Raw genomic sequence first — 17,642 nt, 5'->3', positions numbered from 1 at the left:
TAATATGGGATTAAGTAATAATGATATTTTCAAAAAATTAAGAGTAGCACATAAATTACGTGATACAGATATTATAGAAATTTGTGCTTTGGTAGATTTTAAAGTATCAAAAGCGGAATTAGGTGCTATTTTTAGAGCAGAAGATCACCCAAAATATGTAGAATGTGGAGATCAATTTTTACGTAATTTTTTAAACGGTTTAGTTGTGCATTTACGTGGACCAATGCCAGAAAAGAAGAAATAGACTTTAGAGTTTAAACAAAAATAAAAAGAGTGCAATTTTCATTAAAATTGCACTCTTTTTATTACTATCGACTATAGTCAAGAAACTAATGTCTATATTAAAATGGTAAATCATCTGGCTCATCATCAGAAACGTTAGATGCTGGCTCAAATTGATCTACAGGTGGTAAGTTTTGTGCAGATGCTCCTCCAGAAATACCTTCAATTCTCCAACCTTGTATAGAGTTAAAATACTTAGCTTCTCCTTGTGGATTGATCCATTCTCTACCTCTTAAATTAATAGAAACTTTTACATCTTGCCCCACTTTATAATTATTCAATAAATCTGTTTTATCTTGTACAAATTCAATCATAATCATCTGTGGATATTGATCGTCTGTAGTTACAACCAATTCTCTTTTTCTAAATCCGTTTGCACCAAACGTTTGTACTTCTCCAATTAACTTTACTTTACCAATAACTTCCATAATATTTATTTTAATAAAAGTACTTTCCAAGCACTTTCTACATCGTTATTACTTAAAAAATCTTGGGCAAATGTATGTTTTTTTGTAGTTTCTAACCCAATAAATTGCGGATGTTCTTTCGCAAAGTTATCAACAGTTTCATCTAAAGGCAATTGCTCTACGTTTCCTAACATGCCCAAATTGTTTCCTGTAAGGATGGTACTGTTCCTAATTTCTGCAGGAATTTGATCAACACCAATTCCTAAAGTAGCTATTGGTTTATCAATTTCAAAAAAACCATCTCTAGCTCTTGTATAATAACTTCCTCCAGCTCTTGCAACCAAATCAATTTTATGTTGATCAATCGCTCCATTTTCATCTAAAACAGCATCAGAAATATGCATTTTTACTACCTCACAAACTATTAAATTCCCTGCTCCTCCTTCATCACCTGTAAAAATAACATCTTTTACTTTACATTCAAATTGTACAGGAGATTCTGCAACTCTAAAAGGTTTTATTTTATCCGATTTTAACATTGTAAAACCTGCTTTTTCAAATTCATTTACACCTTTTGCATATTCTGTAGAGCTTAAAGACATTTGTTGCACAATGTCATAATTTACCACATTTATAACTACTTCTTTTGTTTCCAAAGCGTTTTCTAACGTGTGTTTTATAGTATTGTCTCTTACTCTTCTTGCTGGCGAAAATATTAATGTTGGCGGATTTGAACCAAACACATTAAAAAACGAATAAGGAGATAAATTTGGGTTTCCTTCAGCATCAATGGTACTTGCAAACGCAATGGGTCTTGGAGCAATTGCACCTAATAAATAACCATGTAATTTTCCTGTTGATATTTCTTTTGGATCTATAGAAAGCATATTTAAAATTTAGATAAATGTCACTTCGAGTGATTTTCGATTTTATGAGAAAATTGTATCGAGAAGTTTTTAATACAAACTCATTTATGTTAAATATCAAAAATAAGAGAAATGACTAATAATTTTTGTTGCAACAAAGATACTATCAAAACTTGAAATGAGTTATATACAAGAAATCTTTATATTTGTTTTTAATGAAAATTTTCTCAAACACTTTAGTATTCAAACGAATTACAATTCTGGTTTCTCTTGTAATTGTTACTTTAATTCTTTGGAATACCTATACTTTCTTTCAAAAATTTAAACAGGCAGAAAGAGCAAAAATGGAGATTCATGGTGAAGCCATTAAAGAGCTTAGAACCGATAATTTGGCAGATTTAGATAAAAATATCTCTGGGCTTCCTTTAAATATTATCAGCAGAACTAAAGATATTCCATTTATTTTGGTAGATGCTGATGGAGCTATAAAAGGCTCAAACAATCTAGATCCTAAAAAAGAAAACGATTCTACATATTTGGCTGAACAATTAGCAATAATGAAGAATCAAAACAAACCTATTGAAGTAGATTATTTAGGCAAAACAGACTATATTTATTACAGAGATTCAGCTTTATTAGACAAACTTACCTATTATCCTTTAGCTTTATTACTAATTTTAGTGTTGTTTTTAGCGGTTATTTACTTGTTCTACAGCTCAAACAAAGCTGCAGAAACAAACAAACTTTGGACAGGAATGGCTAAAGAAACTGCGCATCAAATAGGCACACCTTTATCATCTTTATTAGGTTGGATTGCCATTTTAAAAATGGAAAAAGTTGATGAAACTTATATTCATGAAATTGAAAAAGATGTTCACAGGTTAAACACCATTGCCAACCGTTTTTCTAAAATTGGCTCAAAACCCGAACTCAAAAAGCAAAATATTGTAACCATTACACAACAAGCTTTCGATTATTTAGAATCTAGAAGCTCTAAACAAATTTCATTTTCATTTTCGGCTACTGACAAAGAACTGTACACAAATTTAAACGCGGAATTATTTGGTTGGGTAATTGAAAATCTCATTAAAAATGGTATTGATGCTATGTTAGGAAAAGGAAATTTAAACCTACAAATTGAAAGCGAACAAAAGAAAATAAAAATTACGCTTACTGATACAGGAAAAGGAATGCCTAAAAAATTATTTAAACAAATATTTAAACCTGGTTTTACCACCAAAAAACGTGGTTGGGGATTAGGTTTATCGCTTTCAAAACGAATTGTAGAAGATTATCATAATGGAAAAATCTTCGTTAAAAAGTCAGAAATTGACAAAGGAACAACTTTTCAGATTTTGTTGGATAAGGTTTAGTTTTTGGAGCTTTTTCCTGCTTTCCACTATATCTTTTTTATGAAAAATAAAAAAAGATGTCGTTCCAATCAGGGCTAGAATTTTTTACAAACTGTTGGAATAATTGAAAAATTACTGAATTTTTAGATGCAAAAAACTAATAAAAAAACAACTTTATGTTTTCACTGTTATGTGATTTCTCCTAAAGTTTATCTTGAGCGAAGACGAAAGGTCGAAATGACAAAAACTATGGAAAAAAAAGCATTTTAAATATTCTATAAATTTGAATGAAGAGTATTGACGAACTTAAAAATGTTAACACAAATACAATTCCTAAAGTATTCCAATATCTATATAAACTTTTTTTTTGCATATTTGCATTATATGCTTTTGGTAAAACCTTTATAATTAAATATCCAGATAGAAATAGAAATATGATACCTGTGATAATTGTATATTCATCTAATACATAAAATAAGCCTCTAAAAAAATCTTTTAATAATTCTTTCAAATCATGAGATTTACTCAAACTCTTTAGAAATCTTTTCAGCTAAAGCAACAAATTCTTCGCTACTTAAATTTACTTTGTGAGTAAACTGCATATCACTCATCACATTTGTTGGCACTAAATGAACATGCACATGTGGTACTTCTAAACCAATTACACTCATTCCTATTCTTTTACAAGAAACAGCTTTTTCTAACGCTTTTGCAACTCTGTAAGAAAACTGCATTAAATTAATATAGGCTTCTTCAGATAAATCGAAAATTTTGTTTTCTTCTTTTTTTGGCACTACTAAAGTGTGTCCTTTTGCATTTGGGTTGATGTCTAAAAACGCAATAAAATCTTCGTTTTCTGCAACTTTATAACTTGGAATTTCGCCTGTAATTATTTTTGTGAATATGCTCATTTTTTGGTTATTAGTTATTGGTTATTGGTTATTGGTTATTGGTTATTGGTTATTGGTTATTGGTTATTGGTTATTGGTTATTGGTTATTGGTTATTGGTTATTGGTTATTGGTTATTGGTTATTGGTTATTGGTTAAATATAAAAAAGAATTCGGGTTTTAGCAAAGCCAAAACCCGAATTATAATAGTTTCTTTAAAATAGTACTTTCTAAATTAGTTAATTGAGAAAGTTTGCAAACAAGTTTAGCCCTGATTGGAACGACATCCTTTTTGCTTAGTTCGAGTGAATTTGCTTTTTTTTTTGCAAATTTGTATCGAGAACTCAGCAAAAAGATATAGTGGAAAGCAGGAAATAGCTTCAAATAAAATTATCTCGAAATCTCTACAATCTCGAATTTCATAATTCCATTTGGTACTTTAATTTCTGCAATATCACCAACTTTTTTACCTAATAAACCTTTACCAATTGGCGAGTTTACAGATAGTTTTCCGTTTCTAACATCGGTTTCAGAATCTGCCACCAATCTGTAGCTAAATTCCATTCCGTTTGTAGTATTTTTAATTTTTACGTTGGAATGTATTAATATTTTAGACGTATCTAACTGACTTTCATCTAAAATACGCGCATTTGCAACCACATTTTTAAGCTTTGCAATTTTAAATTCTAAATGAGATTGCTCCTCTTTTGCTGCATGATATTCTGCGTTTTCACTCAAATCGCCTTTATCTCTTGCATCTGCAATTTCTTGCGTTACTCTTGGACGCTCAACTTGCTCCAATTGCAACAATTCGTCTTTCAACTTCTTTAATCCTTCTTCTGAATAATAAGATACTTCACTCATAGTTATTTAATTTAAAAAATCCCATTGCCTTCACAGGAATGAGATTTGATAACAAATGTACAAAATATTTGTAACTTGCAATCGTTTTTATAAAAACACACATTGAATATGTATAAAAAAATATTGCTTTTAGTTGGTATTACAATGTTTATAAATTGCTCTGATACTACAAACTTAACAAACTGTTTAAGATCACCTAATTTAAGTATTACTACAGATTTAAACAACCCAAGTTTGATAAATGCACAAACTCCTGGAGGTTTTGCAGAACTTCCTGGTGGTATTAAAGGCATTTTATTATTTAACACAAACGGAACCGATTTTGTTGCTTTCGATAAATTATGCCCAAAAAATGAATGTGCTGCTGCAATGACTTTTGAAAACAGAGTTTTAACTTGTTCTTGTCATGAAAGTAGTTATAGTGTAGATTTTGGTGGAGCTCCACAAACGGATGGTTTTGAGTGTCCAGCCATTGAGTATAGAGTTACAAAAAACGGAAGTAGAATTCGAATCAGTAATTTTTAATAGCTTCTTACTTTTTAGATGCTTATTTTTGCTGAAACACAACAACAATAAACGTGAAAAACTATTTTTCTTCAGATTTTAAATTAGGTATTTTAGGAGGTGGTCAATTAGGTAGAATGCTTTTGGCAGAAACTCAAAAATTCGATATTCACACTTCGATTTTAGATGGAAATAAAAATGCACCCTGTGCAGCAATTTGCAACACTTTTGTGGTTGGAGATTTGTTAGACTTTGATGCTGTTTACAATTTTGGTAAATCAGTTGATGTATTAACCATCGAAATTGAAAACGTAAATTTAGACGCCCTAGATCAGTTAGAAGATGAAGGTTTAGCCATTTACCCAAAACCGAAAGATTTACGCATTATTCAAAGTAAAGCAAGGCAGAAAAACTTTTATGTTGATCACCAAATCCCAACAGCAGAATTTTCTCATTATGCCTATTTACAAGAATTAATACATTCTTACGAAAATGATATTATCGAGTTTCCTTTTGTTTGGAAAGCTGCACGATTTGGTTATGATGGAAATGGTGTTAAAATTGTAAGAAACGTTGCAGATTTACAAAGCTTGCCAAAAGTAGAATGTATTACAGAAAAATTAATTCCGTTTAAAAACGAATTGGCTGTAATTGTTGCAAGAAATGCAGCTGGAGAAACAAAAACATACCCTGTTGTGGAAATGGAATTTCATCCAGAAGCCAACCAAGTAGAATATGTTATTTGCCCAGCTAGAATCGATTTTAAAGTCGCAGAAAAAGCAAGAGAAGTTGCACTAAATGTAGTTAGTAAATTAGATTTTGTTGGCTTGTTGGCAGTTGAAATGTTTCAAACTTCGGATGATAAAATTTTGGTAAACGAAGTTGCTCCAAGACCACATAATTCTGGTCATTATTCAATTGAAGCGAGTTATACCAATCAATTTGAACAACATTTACGCTCAATTTTAAATCTACCTTTGGGAAATACAGCTAGTAAAGTTGCAGGAATAATGGTAAATCTTGTTGGTGAGGAAAATTTTTCTGGTGATGTAATTTACGAAAATATCGAAGAAATTTTAAAGATTGATGGAGTTACGCCTCACATTTATGGCAAGAAAGAAACACGACCTTTTAGAAAAATGGGTCATGTAACTATTGTAAATGCTGATATTGATAAAGCTAGAGCAATTGCGCAGAAGGTTAAGGAAATGATTAGAGTGATAAGTAAATAAAATTTAGTAAATTTAAAATTATGAATATTTTAGAAAAAAAGAATTCTCTTAAAAGAATAATTGATAATTTATCTGATGAAAAATTAAATGATGCTTATTTGTATTTTAAAAAAACATCTTCTTCAGATAAAAGCAGACTAAATATTGTTAAGCAGATTTTAAAAGATGAAAAATCTTTATTCGAGGATTTAGCGAAATGATTTCTAAAGAACTTGCTGTTGAAATAAACAGATTAGTGGTTAAAGAATCTGGTGGATCATCTGGATTAAGAGATGAATCTTTATTATTATCTGCAATAAATAGACCTTTCCAAACTTTTGATGTTAAAGACTTATATCCAACAGTTGTAGAAAAATCTGCTGCAATTTTTGAAAGTATTATTATAAATCATCCTTTTATTGATGGGAATAAGCGAGTTGCATATGCAATGATGAAAATGCTATTAATTGAAGAAGGACTGCAATTAAACTCAACAAAAGAAGAGACTTATAATTTTGTAATTGAAGCATCAAAAGGAAATTTAAAATTTCCAGAAATTAAAAAATGGCTTCTAAAAAAACTGATTAAATCATGATAGGAATAATAATGGGAAGCGATTCAGATCTTCCAATAATGCAAGAAGCAATTGATATTTTAGAGAGTTTTGATATTGCTATAGAAGTTGATATTGTATCTGCTCACAGAACTCCAGAAAAATTAGTAGAATATTCTAAAAATGCTCATTTACGTGGCATAAAAGTAATTATTGCAGGTGCTGGAGGTGCAGCACATTTACCAGGAATGGTAGCAAGTATGAGTCCTTTGCCTGTAATTGGAGTTCCTGTAAAAAGCAGAAATTCTATTGATGGTTGGGATTCTGTTTTATCAATCCTACAAATGCCTGGAGGCGTTCCTGTTGCAACTGTGGCTTTAGATGGTGCAAAAAACGCAGGAATTTTAGCAGCACAAATTATCGGAACTTCAGATAAATGTGTGTTAGATAAAATAATTACCTATAAAGTAGGTTTGAAATTAAAAGTTGAAAAAGCAGCGAAAAGAATTCAAAATTCTTAGTTCAAAATTCAAAGTTAATCAACTACTTATTCTTATTTTTATGACATAAATTCACCTCTATTTATTTGTGAATTTATGTCATATTTAATTAAAATTTAAAAAATTATTATTTAAGATTCAAAATTTAATCTTGAATTTTAAATATTAAACCTTGAATACAAAACATGAATCCACTTTTACAAGATTTTAATACAGCTCCGTTTTCTAAAATAGAAACCAAACACTATAAACCAGCCATTAAAAAAAGTATAGAAATTGCAAAAGCAGAAATTGATGCAATTGTACAAAATACTGATGCTCCAACTTTTGAAAACACCACAGTTGCTTTAGACTTTTCTGGCGATAAATTAAGTAGAATTACGAGTATTTTCTTCAATTTAAATTCGGCAGAAACGAATGATGAAATTCAGAAAATTGCACAGGAAGTTTCTCCTTGGTTAAGTGAGTTTAGCAATGACATCACTTTAAATGAGGAACTTTTTAAAAGAGTAAAATCGGTTTTTGATGATAAAGAAAATTTAGATTTAACTCCAGAACAAAAAACTTTGTTAGATAAACAATACAAAGGTTTTGCAAGAAATGGTGCCAATTTAAACGATGCTGATAAAACAAAACTTCGTGAAATTGATGCGAAACTTTCTAAATTATCCTTACAATTTGGCGAAAATGTATTGGCAGAAACCAATGCTTTTGAAATGCATTTAACGAATGAAGAAGATGTTGCTGGTTTGCCAGAATCTGTTAAAGAAGCTGCAAGTCAACAAGCAAAAGAACAAGATAAAGAAGGGTATATTTTTACCTTACAATACCCAAGCTACATTCCGTTTTTAACCTATGCTGATAACCGAGAATTGCGAAAAGAAATGGCAATTGCTGCTGGTAAAAAAGCGTTCCAAGACAACAAGTTTAACAACGAAAAAATTGTTTTAGAGATTGTAAACCTTCGTCAACAAAGAGCAAATTTATTAGGATATAAAACACACGCTCATTTTGTTTTGGAAGAAAGAATGGCTATTTCACCAGAAAAAGTAATCGATTTTTCTAATAATTTATTAACCAAAGCAAAACCTGCAGCTAAAAAAGAATTTGAAAATTTAGAGAAATTCGCTAAAAATTTAGACGGAATTGATCAGCTGCAAAAATGGGATGGTGCTTATTATTCAGAAAAACTGAAGAAAGAATTATTTGATTTAGATCAAGAAATTTTAAAACCATATTTTAAGTTAGAAAATGTAATTGATGGCGTTTTTGAGATTGCAAATCGTTTGTATGATTTGAATTTTAAAGAAGTTTTTAACATCGATAAATATCATGAAGATGTAAAAACATACAATGTTACTGATAATAAAGGCAACTTTATTTCTGTTTTTTATGCTGATTATCATCCTAGAAAAGGAAAAAGAAATGGTGCTTGGATGACAAGTTACAAATCTCAATATATAAAAAATGGCGTGAATGAAAGACCTCACGTTTCTATTGTTTGTAATTTCACAAAACCAACAGCAACCAAACCATCTTTATTGACTTTTAATGAAGTTACAACCTTGTTTCATGAATTTGGGCACGCTTTACATGGTATGCTAGCAAATACCACTTACAATAGTTTATCTGGAACCTCTGTTTCTTGGGATTTTGTTGAATTACCAAGTCAAGTTTTAGAAAACTGGTGTTATGAAAAAGAGGCCTTAAAGTTGTTTGCAAAACATTATGAAACTGGCGAAATCATCCCAATGAAATATGTTGAGAAAATTAAAGAATCTGCAAGTTTTCATGAAGGCATGCAAACGTTACGTCAGTTAAGTTTTGGATTGTTAGATATGAAATGGCATTCTGAAAATCCATCAGCAATAAAAAGTATAAAAGAGTTTGAAAACATTGCTTTTGGGGATACAAAACTATATCCAGATGTCTTAGATAATGCAATGAGTACCTCGTTTTCACATATCTTTCAAGGTGGCTACGCTGCTGGCTATTATTCTTACAAATGGGCAGAAGTTTTAGACGCAGATGCTTTTGAATATTTCTTAGAAAAAGGGATTTTCAGTAAAGAAGTTGCTACAAAATTCAAGGAAAATATTTTATCGAAAGGTGGTACAGAAAAGCCAATGGAATTATACAAACGTTTTAGAGGAAAAGAACCAAAACCAGATGCACTTTTAAAAAGAGCTGGATTGGTTTAGTATTCAGTTTGCAGTCGCAGTTTGCAGTCAACAGAGAACTGGAAACTGCCACTGCCAACTGAAGACTTTTTAACGACTAAATATTAATCACCAGAAATTGTTATAAAATTCTTCTTTATTCGTTATATAAATATACAATGAGGAAATTATTTTTTATTTTTTTGGTTTTTTCTACTGTTTCGTCCTTTTCGCAAATAGAAATTAAAGGAACTGTTTTTCAACAAAATGGCCCTTTAGAAAATGTTGCTGTGTATTTAAACAATACAATGTTAGGAACTACTACAGATGAAAATGGTGAATTTTCAATTTCTGTAAAACCTGGGCAATATGACTTAATTGTGTCTTATTTAGGATTCAAAAAAATTAATTACGCCTTAAACACAGCCAATTATTTAAAACCATTGGTTTTTGCTTTAGTAGAAGATGATGAAATGTTAGATGAAATTATCATAAAAAAAACGGTATATGATGATGAATGGAAGTATAACCTTGCTGAATTTAAGAAAGAATTTATTGGCAAATCAGAACTTTCAAAAGATTGTGAAATTAAAAATCCTGAAGTTTTACATTTTGAATATAATGCATTAGAAAATATTTTAACTGCTTATGCCAGAAAACCAATAGAAATATATCATAAAGGTTTAGGATATTCAATTATTTATGAATTAGAACACTTTGAAAGAAATAAAAATTATGTAAGTTATTTAGGATACTCAAGATATCAAGAATTAAAAGGGAATAAAAGGAAGCAAAAACGCTGGCTAGCAAATAGATTGAAAACTTATAATGGCTCTTACGTTCATTTTTATCAATCACTACTAAAAGGAACAACCTACAAAGATGGCTTTTTAATACATCTTTTTAAAAGAGTTCCTAACCCAGAAAGACCAAGTGAAGCAGAAATAAAAAAAGCTAGAGAATTGGTAAGGTTATCTTTACCTACAATAAATTTTACAGAAAAAATAACAGTACCTAAAAATGCTTTGGATTCAGCAAGAGTTTTACTTAAAAAAGTAAAATTACCAAAATATAAAGACAATATTTATAAAAGTAAAGCTCCTATTACTGATATTTTTTCAAAGAAAAATATGAGAAATTATCTAAATATAGAGTATAATATTTTAGTAGTTTACACAAAAGAAAAAGAAGAAATAGGCTACATTAAGAGAAGTGTTTTTAGTAAAATGAGAGAAGCTTATCCACAATCATCTTCTGTAATTCCGTTAAAAAAACCATCTGTAATCGACAGGAATGGTCTTTTAGTAAATCCTTTAGATGTTTATTATGAGGGCTATTGGTCCTATAAAAAATTCGCAAATGCTTTGCCTTTAGATTATAGTCCAGTTGACAGCTCTCAGTAAATCAATTTGTAGTCAGCAAGTTACTAAAGTTCTGCTGATGACTGAAAACTGCAACTGAAAACTAAAAAAACTGCTGATTACTCCCAACTGAAGCCTGAAAAACTGCCTACTTATTCTTCTCTTCAATCCATTTACTCATAAACTTTGTAGCTTGTAACGTTTGATGTTGCAACATACTTCCAAAAAAATTTTGAGTTCTATGGTTTTCTAAATTCTTTTGAATTTCTAATACTCTATGGATAAAAAGTGGACTTAATTTTTCTTTATCGTAGATGTTATTGATGATTTCAATTCCGTTTTCTTGAGCATTTTTCCAGATACTTTTATCAGAATATAATTCTATTGCTTTTTTTGAAAATTGATGAAAATCATTTTCTATAAAACCATTCCAAGGTAAATTATTGTGCATTCCTTCTGCTCCAATTGATGTTGTAACACTTGGCGTTCCACAAATCATGGCTTCTGTTAATTTGCCTTTTATACCTGCCCCAAAACTTAAAGGTGCTAAAAGAACTTTTGCATTTTCTATGACTTCTTTTGAGTGTTCTGCAAATCCTTTTATAATAAAACCTTCTTTTTTATTGTGTAATTCTTGTATTTGCTGATTTACATAAGCACCATAAATGTGCATTTCTGCTTCTGGAAGATATTCTCTAATTTCACTCCAAATCTCTTTTTTAAGAGTGATAACAGCATCTACATTTGGTTTATGGAAAAAGTTACCAATAAAAACAAAATGCTTTCTTTCTTCAAAAGTTTTCCATTTTTCAGATTGATATTCATCAATCTTATTTAAAAGAAAAGGAAGATAATACAGGATTTTTTCATCAATCTTAAAAACAGATTTTAGCAAATCCATTTCATACGTTGAGATGATTAAAGACAAATCGCATCTTAAAACTGAGGCAATTTCTCTTTTTGTATCCTCAGATTTTAATAAAGCCTCGTTGGTAAATTCCTCTCCTTTTTTGAGTTGTTGATGACGGACTTTTCGTAAAAAATGTAAATCTTCAGTATCTAAAATTCTTAGTGCATTTGGGCAATTTTCTGCAACTCGCCAACCAAATTGTTCTTCTGTCATAAATCGATCAAAAAGAACCATTGTGGGTTGTAAGTTGATGATAAAATCATCAAAAGTAGATGCATTTAATTCAATAATAACTTCATCTACATGTAAAGAAGTTAGGTTTGCAGCTTTTTCAGATTTTTGAGAAGTAGAAGCAAAAGTTACCTTATAATTTTCATTTAAAAACAGTTCAATTAATTGCAACATCCTACTGCCAGCAGCAGACGAATTGGGTTCTACCCAAACTGTTCCAATTATTAAAACATGTTGTTTCAATTATTCTGCGCTCAATTGTTGCTTATAATCAGCTTGTACTTTTTTACCCCAAGTTACAATAGCATCCACTTGTTCTTGCGTTAAATTTGCTTCATCATGTGTCCAAGTATAAGAATTTAAAGGCATTTCTCCTTTTTCTACTTCTTCATGCAATTCATCCATTTTGTGTTCTTTCTTTTTCAAAGAGTATTCACTCCATTTAGAAAAATCTAGATGCTTTTTTCCATCTTTAACATGCTCATCCAACCAATAATTAACGGGTGTAATTGAGTTATACCAAGGGTAATTTGTTTTTGCAGAATGGCAATCAAAACAACTAGTTTTCATAACATTCAAAACATTTTCTGGTGGATTCGTTTCTGCAATAAATGCATTTACAGTATCGATATTACCATCGTTTTTTTCAGGTCCAAAAAACTGAGCAATCACTAAAATTATCAATAAAACTATTCCTGTATTCTTTAAAACTTTCATGAGATAAAATTTATAAATTATCAAAATGTAAATCTACATAATTTGAATAGTATTCTCTAAAAATATCCTTATTTTTGTTGTTTAAATGTCAATTAAAAAACATCACATGAAATACGATATTATTGTTATTGGTTCTGGTCCTGGAGGATATATTGCTGCAATTAGAGCATCACAATTAGGAAAAAAAGTTGCGATTATTGAAAAATACAGCACTTTAGGAGGAACCTGTTTAAATGTTGGTTGTATTCCGTCTAAAGCTTTATTAGATTCTTCGCATCATTTTTACGATGCTGTAAATCATTTTGAAGAACATGGAATTTCTGTTGAAAAACCATCTTTCGATTTTACAAAAATGGTTGCAAGAAAAGCCAATGTTGTAGAAACTACCACTGGTGGAATTAAATATTTAATGGACAAAAATAACATTGATGTTTTTGAAGGTTTAGGTTCTTTTGAAGATGCAACGCATGTACAAATATCTAAAAATGATGGTTCATCAGAAGTTATTGAAGGAAAAGATATCATCATCGCAACTGGATCAAAACCTGCCAATTTGCCTTTTATCAATATTGATAAAGACAGAATTATAACCTCTACAGAAGCTTTAAAATTAAAAGAAGTTCCAAAACATTTAATTGTAATTGGTGGTGGAGTTATTGGTTTAGAATTAGGTTCTGTTTACGCACGTTTGGGAGCAGAAGTTACTGTAATTGAATATATGGACAAGATTGTTCCTGGAATGGATGCTGATGTTTCTAAAGAATTACAGAAAGTATTCAAAAAACAAGGCGTTAAATTTGCAACAAGTCATAAAGTGAGTTCTGTTGAAAGAAATGGAGATACTATTGTTGTAAAAGCAACTGATAAAAAAGATAGAGAAATTGAATTTTCTGGTGATTATTGCCTGGTTTCTGTAGGAAGAAAAGCATATACAAAAGGTTTAGGATTAGAAAAAGTTGGTGTGGAAGTTAATGAACGTGGTCAAGTTACCATCAACGATCATTTACAAACCAACGTAAAAAATATTTATGCCATTGGCGATGTTGTAAAAGGTGCAATGTTAGCTCATAAAGCTGAAGAAGAAGGTGTTGTAGTTGCAGAATATATTGCTGGCGAAAAACCACATATCAATTATAATTTAATTCCTGGCATTGTTTATACGTGGCCAGAAGCTGCTGCAGTTGGTAAAACTGAGGAAGAATTAAAAGAGGCAAAAATAGACTATAAAGCTGGTAAATTTTCGATGCGTGCTTTAGGAAGATCTAGAGCAAGTGGAGATATTGATGGTTTTGTAAAGGTTTTAGCTGATAAAAAAACAGATGAAATTTTAGGAGTTCATATGGTTGGTGCAAGAGTTGCAGATTTAATTATGGAAGCTGCTGTTGCTATGGAATATAGAGCAAGTGCAGAAGATTTAGCAAGAATTTGTCATGGTCACCCAACGTATTCTGAGGCTGTAAAAGAAGCTGCAAAAGCTGCTTGGGATGGAAAACCATTAAATGCTTAAAATAAATTTATAGTATTACAGACCTCACAGGTTTCTAAAACCTGTGAGGTCTTTTTTATTTCTAAAACTTTCAAGTATTTTTACAGAAAATATGCAAAGAACTACAAAAACTTTTACTGTTGATAATATAGCTAAATTCAAAGCGCAAATTTTACTTTGGGCACAACAATTTGAAACAGTTTTGTGGTTGGATTCTAACAATTACAAACAGCAATATTCTAGTTTTGATGGTTGTTTAGCTGTTGAAGAATTCACATCTATAAAAACAGATTATTTTAATGCTTTTGAGAAGCTAAAAGAATATCAAACTATTACAAAAGACTATATTTTTGGTTATATTTCTTATGATGTAAAGAATGATGTAGAACGACTTTCATCTCATAATTTTGATGGCTTAGATTTTGCAGATTTGTACTTTTTTCAGCCTCAAAAGTTGTTTTTTATCAAAGATAATACCGTTGAATTTCAGTATTTAAAAATGGTAGATAATGAAATTGATGTAGATTTTGAGGAAATTAATAAAATTGATTGTCACATTGAGCTTGTCGAAGTGAATTCGAAAAATAACTTCAAAATAAAACTCCGAATTCATAAAGACGAATATCACTCTAAAGTGAACAAAGTCTTAGAACACATTAAAAGAGGCGATATTTATGAAGCTAATTTTTGTCAGGAATTTTATGCAGAAAATTCAACCATAAATCCGTTGAAAGTGTACAATCATTTAAATGAAATTTCTACGCCTCCATTTGCTACTTTTCTAAAAATGGAGCATCAATATTTGTTGAGTGCATCTCCAGAAAGATATCTTAAAAAAGAAGGAAATAAGATTATTTCTCAACCTATAAAAGGCACTGCAAAACGTTTAATTAGTAAAATTGATGATGCCAAAATTGCATCTGATTTAGAAAGAGATATCAAAGAACGTTCTGAAAATGTGATGATTGTAGATTTGGTAAGAAACGATTTATCAAAAACCGCAAAAATGGGTTCTGTAAAAGTGGAGGAATTGTGCAAGGTGTATTCTTTTAAACAAGTGCATCAAATGATATCGACTGTGGTTTCTGAAATTGATGATAAAACGCATCCAATTGATGTTTTACAAAGTACTTTCCCAATGGGAAGTATGACTGGCGCTCCAAAAGTTTCTGCGATGAAAATCATTGAAAATTTAGAAGAAACAAAACGTGGATTGTATTCTGGAACTGTGGGGTATTTTACACCAAATGGCGATTTCGATTTTAATGTTGTCATTAGAAGTATACTTTATAACGATGAAAAAAAGTATATTTCGTATTCTGTTGGTGGTGCTATTACAGCAAAATCAATTCCCGAAAAAGAATATGAAGAATGTTTACTGAAAGCAAAAGCAATGAAATTTGTTTTGTTGAATTCTGAATAAACAAATCAAAAAAATCTTAAAATATTAACCAGATGAGCTTAGAAAAAGAAGAAAAATTCAAACTTATTTTTGATAAATTGAAAGAGAAACAAACAGAACAATCAATGTTCAATAAATTTTTAGAATTGTATCCTGAAGAATGGAAACAACTAAAAATCACATTCTCTAAATTTAATAGAAGTAAGAAATTCGGAAATACAATTCCTTTGCCAAAACCTGAGCAATCTTTGAGAAAGGAACTTAGAGTTTGGTTGAAAAACAATAAAAGTGCATAGTTTAATTGATGATGTTATAGAGCTTTATTCAGATATTAAACATTGGTTTAAAGTTAGAAAAAGAAGAAAGTTCGAGAAAGAAAACAACTTGACAAAAAAAAGAATGATAAGTCCTATGAATAAAATTGGGATTGTAATACTTATAATCTCAATTCCTATTTTCATTTTAAGATTAAACAATATTCGAAATCAAAATTTTGCTTCGACTTTAGATAAAATTATTGAAATAAAATTATTATTAGAAGCAGAGAAAAAGCAGTTTGGCTTTTATCCAAAGGAATTAAAAACAATTATTAGAAAAAATCCATTGCGTAAAAACATCACTTTAGATGGTTGGAAAAACAATTTTAGCTACACTATCTCAAAAGATTCCTTAAATTACAAACTAATTTCACTCGGAAAGGATGGTGTTTTAAGTACTTCTGATGATATTAATATAACTAATTAAAAATCTTATTAATAAGATTATATTTTAAACATCATTCTTATACATTTCTTTTTTCACAGCATCCCAATCCTTAAATTTAATATTTCCTTTATCAAAATCATCTAAAGTTTTGTCCATCATTTTTTTATAATCCTCTGTTAGCTGAAAATCATTTGCCTTTTCACACAAAACATATTCCATAAAATTTTTCAGCTTTCTACCTTCCCTTTTTGCTTGCAGCTCTAGTAATTCTATGATATTAGCATCTAAAGTAACTTCTTTTCTTTTTTTATTTTGAATCATTTTATGTATTATTTACGATAAATATACGTATAACTTACGAATAATAATTCTCTATTTTTGTGTAAATATTTATTTATGACACATAAAGAATTTAAATTCAACTTTTATAAGACTAAATTTTACGGTCAATATTGGGAAGCAGAAAACACAAAAGCAGTCGTAGTTTTGGCTCATGGAATGGGCGAACATTCTAGTCGTTACAAACATGTAGCAAAAAAATTGACAGAGAACAATTTTTCTGTGGTTACTTTTGATCATTTTGGACATGGTAAAACCGAAGGAAAACGTGGTCATAATCCAAATTTTGAAGCTGTTTTAGAAAGCATTACTAAAGTGATAGAAAAAGCAAAAGATTTGTTTCCAAACAAACCCGTTTTTTTATACGGACATTCTATGGGTGGTAATGCTGTTGTAAATTATAGCATCAGAAAAGAACACCATTTAAAAGGAATTATAGCCACAAGTCCATTTTTAAAATTGGCTTTTAAACCGCCAGCTATAAAATTGTTTGTAGGTAAAATGCTTCAAAACATCGTTCCATCTTTAACAATGGGAAATGAGTTGGATATAAATGCAATTTCTAGAGATAAAAAAGAAGTTAAAAAATATATGAATGATCCTTTAATTCACGCTAAAATTAGTCCAAATTACTCGATTAAGTTTATTGAAACTGGAGAATGGGCAATCGAAAATGCCAATAAACTGAAAACTCCTATGTTTTTATTACATGGAACTGCTGACAGTATCATTGATTATAAAGGGACCGAAAAATTTGCAAACAATTCAAAAAATGCCACTTTAAAATTATATGAAAATGGTTTTCACGAATTGCACAACGATTTATGCAAAGAAGAAATGTTGCAAGATATAGTTGATTGGTTGAATTCATAACTTTAAAATAACTACAAACCACAAAAATTTT

At 29.9% G+C, this 17,642-nt stretch carries 22 protein-coding genes; 15 read left to right on the top strand and 7 right to left on the bottom strand.

From position 1 onward, the window contains the following. Positions 1-4 precede the first annotated feature (4 nt). Positions 5-244 (top strand): DUF1456 family protein, encoded by a 240-nt coding sequence (locus P161_RS0108315; RefSeq protein ID WP_026776552.1) that lies wholly within the window; start codon positions 5-7, stop codon positions 242-244. Between the two features lie 97 nt (positions 245-341). On the opposite strand, the gene P161_RS0108310 is transcribed toward P161_RS0108315, so the two are convergent. After that, positions 342-710: a DUF3127 domain-containing protein gene (locus P161_RS0108310; protein ID WP_026776551.1), complete on the bottom strand. Its 369-nt coding sequence runs from the start codon at positions 708-710 to the stop codon at positions 342-344. Between the two features lie 5 nt (positions 711-715). After that, positions 716-1,576 (bottom strand): flavin reductase family protein, encoded by an 861-nt coding sequence (locus P161_RS0108305; RefSeq protein WP_026776550.1) that lies wholly within the window; start codon positions 1,574-1,576, stop codon positions 716-718. A 194-nt stretch (positions 1,577-1,770) separates the two neighbouring features. Here P161_RS0108305 and P161_RS0108300 point away from each other — a divergent pair, with 194 nt between their 5' ends. Further along, positions 1,771-2,928 (top strand): HAMP domain-containing sensor histidine kinase, encoded by a 1,158-nt coding sequence (locus tag P161_RS0108300; RefSeq protein ID WP_026776549.1) that lies wholly within the window; start codon positions 1,771-1,773, stop codon positions 2,926-2,928. Positions 2,929-3,428: 500 nt separating this feature from the next. On the opposite strand, the gene P161_RS0108290 is transcribed toward P161_RS0108300, so the two are convergent. After that, complete coding sequence (locus P161_RS0108290) at positions 3,429-3,818, bottom strand: HIT family protein (RefSeq protein WP_026776547.1); 390 nt, start codon at positions 3,816-3,818, stop codon at positions 3,429-3,431. On the opposite strand from P161_RS0108290, the gene P161_RS18260 reads away from it, so the two are divergent. Continuing rightward, complete coding sequence (locus tag P161_RS18260; RefSeq protein WP_036841350.1) at positions 3,811-4,020, top strand: hypothetical protein; 210 nt, start codon at positions 3,811-3,813, stop codon at positions 4,018-4,020. The genes P161_RS0108290 and P161_RS18260 overlap by 8 nt on opposite strands. Positions 4,021-4,186: 166 nt before the next feature. On the opposite strand, the gene greA is transcribed toward P161_RS18260, so the two are convergent. Then, positions 4,187-4,660 (bottom strand): transcription elongation factor GreA, encoded by a 474-nt coding sequence (greA, locus tag P161_RS0108275; RefSeq protein ID WP_026776546.1) that lies wholly within the window; start codon positions 4,658-4,660, stop codon positions 4,187-4,189. A 108-nt stretch (positions 4,661-4,768) separates the two neighbouring features. Between greA and P161_RS0108270 the strand changes: the two genes are divergently transcribed. The 7 genes from P161_RS0108270 to P161_RS0108240 all read left to right on the top strand — a co-directional run bounded on the left by P161_RS0108270 (position 4,769) and on the right by P161_RS0108240 (position 10,990). Further along, positions 4,769-5,185 carry a Rieske 2Fe-2S domain-containing protein gene (locus P161_RS0108270; protein ID WP_026776545.1) on the top strand — a complete coding sequence of 139 codons (417 nt, stop codon included), beginning with the start codon at positions 4,769-4,771 and terminating at the stop codon, positions 5,183-5,185. Between the two features lie 53 nt (positions 5,186-5,238). Then, positions 5,239-6,396: a 5-(carboxyamino)imidazole ribonucleotide synthase gene (locus P161_RS0108265; RefSeq protein ID WP_026776544.1), complete on the top strand. Its 1,158-nt coding sequence runs from the start codon at positions 5,239-5,241 to the stop codon at positions 6,394-6,396. Between the two features lie 20 nt (positions 6,397-6,416). Beyond that, positions 6,417-6,596 carry a hypothetical protein gene (locus P161_RS0108260; protein ID WP_026776543.1) on the top strand — a complete coding sequence of 60 codons (180 nt, stop codon included), beginning with the start codon at positions 6,417-6,419 and terminating at the stop codon, positions 6,594-6,596. Beyond that, on the top strand, positions 6,593-6,970 hold the full coding sequence (locus P161_RS0108255; RefSeq protein WP_026776542.1) for a type II toxin-antitoxin system death-on-curing family toxin: 378 nt from the start codon (positions 6,593-6,595) through the stop codon (positions 6,968-6,970). The genes P161_RS0108260 and P161_RS0108255 overlap by 4 nt, the downstream gene beginning before the upstream one ends. Then, complete coding sequence (gene purE, locus P161_RS0108250; protein WP_026776541.1) at positions 6,967-7,449, top strand: 5-(carboxyamino)imidazole ribonucleotide mutase; 483 nt, start codon at positions 6,967-6,969, stop codon at positions 7,447-7,449. Before P161_RS0108255 ends, purE begins: the two co-directional genes overlap by 4 nt. A gap of 164 nt (positions 7,450-7,613) precedes the next feature. Next, a complete protein-coding gene (locus tag P161_RS0108245) occupies positions 7,614-9,629 on the top strand; it encodes a M3 family metallopeptidase (protein WP_026776540.1) in 2,016 nt (671 codons plus the stop codon). Between the two features lie 137 nt (positions 9,630-9,766). Continuing rightward, positions 9,767-10,990: a carboxypeptidase-like regulatory domain-containing protein gene (locus P161_RS0108240; protein WP_026776539.1), complete on the top strand. Its 1,224-nt coding sequence runs from the start codon at positions 9,767-9,769 to the stop codon at positions 10,988-10,990. A 106-nt stretch (positions 10,991-11,096) separates the two neighbouring features. Here P161_RS0108240 and P161_RS0108235 read toward each other — a convergent pair whose 3' ends face one another. After that, a complete protein-coding gene (locus tag P161_RS0108235) occupies positions 11,097-12,332 on the bottom strand; it encodes a glycosyltransferase (protein WP_026776538.1) in 1,236 nt (411 codons plus the stop codon). After that, positions 12,333-12,806 (bottom strand): heme-binding domain-containing protein, encoded by a 474-nt coding sequence (locus P161_RS0108230; protein WP_026776537.1) that lies wholly within the window; start codon positions 12,804-12,806, stop codon positions 12,333-12,335. A 106-nt stretch (positions 12,807-12,912) separates the two neighbouring features. Between P161_RS0108230 and lpdA the strand changes: the two genes are divergently transcribed. The 4 genes from lpdA (at position 12,913) to P161_RS0108210 (ending at position 16,438) form a co-directional block, all read left to right on the top strand. Next, a complete protein-coding gene (gene lpdA, locus P161_RS0108225; protein WP_026776536.1) occupies positions 12,913-14,313 on the top strand; it encodes a dihydrolipoyl dehydrogenase in 1,401 nt (466 codons plus the stop codon). 91 nt (positions 14,314-14,404) lie between these two features. Continuing rightward, positions 14,405-15,715: an aminodeoxychorismate synthase component I gene (pabB, locus tag P161_RS0108220; protein WP_026776535.1), complete on the top strand. Its 1,311-nt coding sequence runs from the start codon at positions 14,405-14,407 to the stop codon at positions 15,713-15,715. Between the two features lie 32 nt (positions 15,716-15,747). Beyond that, entirely contained in the window at positions 15,748-15,990 is a 243-nt protein-coding gene (locus tag P161_RS0108215) for a hypothetical protein (protein WP_026776534.1), read from the top strand. After that, positions 15,983-16,438 carry a type II secretion system protein GspG gene (locus P161_RS0108210; RefSeq protein ID WP_026776533.1) on the top strand — a complete coding sequence of 152 codons (456 nt, stop codon included), beginning with the start codon at positions 15,983-15,985 and terminating at the stop codon, positions 16,436-16,438. The genes P161_RS0108215 and P161_RS0108210 overlap by 8 nt, the downstream gene beginning before the upstream one ends. Positions 16,439-16,462: 24 nt before the next feature. On the opposite strand, the gene P161_RS0108205 is transcribed toward P161_RS0108210, so the two are convergent. Then, positions 16,463-16,720, bottom strand: coding sequence for a hypothetical protein (locus P161_RS0108205; RefSeq protein ID WP_036841346.1), 258 nt, complete (start codon positions 16,718-16,720; stop codon positions 16,463-16,465). 75 nt (positions 16,721-16,795) lie between these two features. Here P161_RS0108205 and P161_RS0108200 point away from each other — a divergent pair, with 75 nt between their 5' ends. Then, complete coding sequence (locus tag P161_RS0108200; RefSeq protein WP_026776531.1) at positions 16,796-17,611, top strand: alpha/beta hydrolase; 816 nt, start codon at positions 16,796-16,798, stop codon at positions 17,609-17,611. Positions 17,612-17,642: the final 31 nt, after the last annotated feature.

The sequence above is a fragment of the Polaribacter sp. Hel_I_88 genome (assembly GCF_000687935.1).
Classification (GTDB): Bacteria; Bacteroidota; Bacteroidia; order Flavobacteriales; family Flavobacteriaceae; genus Polaribacter.
This window is presented reverse-complemented; position numbering and strand designations above follow the sequence as displayed.

Bases quoted from the DNA above. Each gene is read 5' to 3' on its own strand.
- P161_RS0108315 (WP_026776552.1), top strand. From the start codon at position 5: ATGGGATTAAGTAATAATGATATTTTCAAAAAATTAAGAGTAGCACAT.
- P161_RS0108310 (WP_026776551.1), bottom strand. From the start codon at position 710: ATGGAAGTTATTGGTAAAGTAAAGTTAATTGGAGAAGTACAAACGTTT.
- P161_RS0108305 (WP_026776550.1), bottom strand. From the start codon at position 1,576: ATGCTTTCTATAGATCCAAAAGAAATATCAACAGGAAAATTACATGGT.
- P161_RS0108300 (WP_026776549.1), top strand. From the start codon at position 1,771: ATGAAAATTTTCTCAAACACTTTAGTATTCAAACGAATTACAATTCTG.
- P161_RS18260 (WP_036841350.1), top strand. From the start codon at position 3,811: ATGCTCATTTTTTGGTTATTAGTTATTGGTTATTGGTTATTGGTTATT.
- P161_RS0108290 (WP_026776547.1), bottom strand. From the start codon at position 3,818: ATGAGCATATTCACAAAAATAATTACAGGCGAAATTCCAAGTTATAAA.
- greA (WP_026776546.1), bottom strand. From the start codon at position 4,660: ATGAGTGAAGTATCTTATTATTCAGAAGAAGGATTAAAGAAGTTGAAA.
- P161_RS0108270 (WP_026776545.1), top strand. From the start codon at position 4,769: ATGTATAAAAAAATATTGCTTTTAGTTGGTATTACAATGTTTATAAAT.
- P161_RS0108260 (WP_026776543.1), top strand. From the start codon at position 6,417: ATGAATATTTTAGAAAAAAAGAATTCTCTTAAAAGAATAATTGATAAT.
- P161_RS0108255 (WP_026776542.1), top strand. From the start codon at position 6,593: ATGATTTCTAAAGAACTTGCTGTTGAAATAAACAGATTAGTGGTTAAA.
- purE (WP_026776541.1), top strand. From the start codon at position 6,967: ATGATAGGAATAATAATGGGAAGCGATTCAGATCTTCCAATAATGCAA.
- P161_RS0108245 (WP_026776540.1), top strand. From the start codon at position 7,614: ATGAATCCACTTTTACAAGATTTTAATACAGCTCCGTTTTCTAAAATA.
- P161_RS0108240 (WP_026776539.1), top strand. From the start codon at position 9,767: ATGAGGAAATTATTTTTTATTTTTTTGGTTTTTTCTACTGTTTCGTCC.
- P161_RS0108230 (WP_026776537.1), bottom strand. From the start codon at position 12,806: ATGAAAGTTTTAAAGAATACAGGAATAGTTTTATTGATAATTTTAGTG.
- lpdA (WP_026776536.1), top strand. From the start codon at position 12,913: ATGAAATACGATATTATTGTTATTGGTTCTGGTCCTGGAGGATATATT.
- pabB (WP_026776535.1), top strand. From the start codon at position 14,405: ATGCAAAGAACTACAAAAACTTTTACTGTTGATAATATAGCTAAATTC.
- P161_RS0108215 (WP_026776534.1), top strand. From the start codon at position 15,748: ATGAGCTTAGAAAAAGAAGAAAAATTCAAACTTATTTTTGATAAATTG.
- P161_RS0108205 (WP_036841346.1), bottom strand. From the start codon at position 16,720: ATGATTCAAAATAAAAAAAGAAAAGAAGTTACTTTAGATGCTAATATC.
- P161_RS0108200 (WP_026776531.1), top strand. From the start codon at position 16,796: ATGACACATAAAGAATTTAAATTCAACTTTTATAAGACTAAATTTTAC.